The sequence below is a fragment of the Paenibacillus glycanilyticus genome, from assembly GCF_023715145.1.
In the GTDB taxonomy this organism is placed as follows: Bacteria; Bacillota; Bacilli; order Paenibacillales; family Paenibacillaceae; genus Pristimantibacillus; species Pristimantibacillus glycanilyticus_A.
Genome location: NZ_JAMBNP010000026.1, coordinates 1 through 2,217 on the forward strand (window position 1 = coordinate 1; position 2,217 = coordinate 2,217).

At 51.9% G+C, this 2,217-nt stretch carries 3 rRNA genes; all 3 read left to right on the forward strand.

The annotated features are described in order from the left end of the window. Positions 1–537 (forward strand): 16S ribosomal RNA (locus M3194_RS30735); the annotation flags it as partial. Between the two features lie 132 nt (positions 538–669). Then, a 5S ribosomal RNA gene (rrf, locus tag M3194_RS30740) occupies positions 670–786 on the forward strand. Positions 787–1,000: 214 nt separating this feature from the next. Further along, positions 1,001–2,217 (forward strand): 23S ribosomal RNA (locus tag M3194_RS30745); the annotation flags it as partial.

Here is a 2,217-nt window from a genome sequence, read left to right on the forward strand (position 1 = left end):
CGTCCTAGAGATAGGGCTTTCCTTCGGGACAGAGGAGACAGGTGGTGCATGGTTGTCGTCAGCTCGTGTCGTGAGATGTTGGGTTAAGTCCCGCAACGAGCGCAACCCTTGATCTTAGTTGCCAGCACTTTGGGTGGGCACTCTAGGATGACTGCCGGTGACAAACCGGAGGAAGGTGGGGATGACGTCAAATCATCATGCCCCTTATGACCTGGGCTACACACGTACTACAATGGCCGATACAACGGGAAGCGAAACCGCGAGGTGGAGCCAATCCTATCAAAGTCGGTCTCAGTTCGGATTGCAGGCTGCAACTCGCCTGCATGAAGTCGGAATTGCTAGTAATCGCGGATCAGCATGCCGCGGTGAATACGTTCCCGGGTCTTGTACACACCGCCCGTCACACCACGAGAGTTTACAACACCCGAAGCCGGTGGGGTAACCGCAAGGAGCCAGCCGTCGAAGGTGGGGTAGATGATTGGGGTGAAGTCGTAACAAGGTAGCCGTATCGGAAGGTGCGGCTGGATCACCTCCTTTCTAAGGAATACAACGTTTCTGCAGGAAACGTACATCGGAAGCATACTTCCGTGAATAGGCAGTAGTCGCAGCTCGTTGTCAGTTTTGAAAGAGCAATTCGAGAGAATTGAAAATCTTTCTGCAAGTCATCCGTTTGGTGGCGATGGCGGAGGGGAACCACGCGTTCCCATACCGAACACGACCGTTAAGCCCTCCAGCGCCGATGGTACTTGGACCGCAGGGTCCTGGGAGAGTAGGACGTCGCCAAGCAGGTGTTTAATACACCTATAACTTTTGCATTATGCAAAAGATTTGCTCCTTGAAAACTGGATAGCGAAAGAATGAAACATCCTTAAGCAATTATTGAATGTTTGCGAAGGTTGTTTCGAGTCTGGTGCGACTTTTGCGCGTTTATTTCAACCATTAGTTCTCTAATCAAGAAATAAACCGCAAGGAGCATCAGACCGAAACAACCGGAGCATTAGGTTAAGCTAATAAGAGCGCACGGAGGATGCCTAGGCACTAGGAGCCGAAGAAGGACGTGGCGAACAACGAAACTGCCTCGGGGAGCGGTAAGCACGCATTGATCCGGGGGTGTCCGAATGGGGAAACCCGGCTGTCGTAATGGACAGTCACTGTTAACTGAATACATAGGTTAACAAGAGGCATACCAGGGGAACTGAAACATCTAAGTACCCTGAGGAAGAGAAAACAAAAGTGATTCCGTCAGTAGCGGCGAGCGAACGCGGATTAGCCCAAACCAAGGAGCTTGCTCCTTGGGGTTGTAGGACGTCTCACATGGAGTTACAAAGTTGTAGATTAAACGAAGAGGTCTGGAAAGGCCCGCCAAAGAAGGTAAAAGCCCTGTACTTGAAAGTCTGCAGCCTCCGAGACGGATCCTGAGTACGGCGGGACACGTGAAACCCCGTCGGAATCCGGCAGGACCATCTGCCAAGGCTAAATACTCCCTAGTGACCGATAGTGAAGCAGTACCGTGAGGGAAAGGTGAAAAGCACCGCGGAAGCGGAGTGAAAAAGAACCTGAAACCGTGCGCTTACAAAAAGTCAGAGCCCGTTAAAAGGGTGATGGCGTGCCTTTTGTAGAATGAACCGGCGAGTTACGTTCACGTGCAAGGTTAAGTCGGGAAGACGGAGCCGCAGCGAAAGCGAGTCTGAATAGGGCGAATGAGTACGTGGTCGTAGACCCGAAACCGTGTGATCTACCCCTGTCCAGGGTGAAGGTGCGGTAACACGCACTGGAGGCCCGAACCCACGAATGTTGAAAAATTCGGGGATGAGGTGGGGGTAGCGGAGAAATTCCAATCGAACTCGGAGATAGCTGGTTCTCCCCGAAATAGCTTTAGGGCTAGCCTCGGTTAAGAGTGTCGTGGAGGTAGAGCACTGATTGGGTGCGGGGCCCGCCAAGGGTTACCAAGTCCAGTCAAACTCCGAATGCCATAGACATGTTTACCGGGAGTCAGACAGTGAGTGCTAAGATCCATTGTCAAGAGGGAAACAGCCCAGATCATCAGCTAAGGTCCCCAAGTGTGTGTTAAGTGGGAAAGGATGTGGAGTTGCAAAGACAACCAGGATGTTGGCTTAGAAGCAGCCACCATTTAAAGAGTGCGTAATAGCTCACTGGTCGAGTGACTCTGCGCCGAAAATGTAACGGGGCTAAACACACCACCGAAGCTATGGCATG